Consider the following 271-nt stretch of genomic DNA (forward strand, 5'->3'; position numbering starts at 1 on the left):
AGGGCCGCTTCGATGCGCTCTCGCGCTATGCCGATCAGGTTATTGATGCGAAGAAACCCGCGCCTGAAAAGCAAGTGCGGTTTTCTCGTGCTCGCGAAGGGATGGCCACGCTGCACTTGACGCATTCGGCGCGCAATATTGCTGATATTGAGCACACGCTGCGTGGGCTGATCGATACGGAACTGCCACCAGCCGGCCAGATGGCCGATGCACTCATGGATATCTTGCGTGGTGATGGCGATGGTGGTGGAGTGCCGCATGCAGTACCACG

Annotated in this window: 1 pseudogene; it reads left to right on the forward strand. The window is 58.7% G+C overall.

Annotated elements, in window-relative coordinates:
- Positions 1 to 271 (forward strand): annotated as a pseudogene (locus HMPREF2617_RS12055) (HNH endonuclease); the annotation flags it as partial.

Origin of the sequence: Corynebacterium sp. HMSC070H05 (assembly GCF_001837615.1) — a bacterium.
GTDB classification, from domain to species: domain Bacteria; phylum Actinomycetota; class Actinomycetes; order Mycobacteriales; family Mycobacteriaceae; genus Corynebacterium; species Corynebacterium coyleae.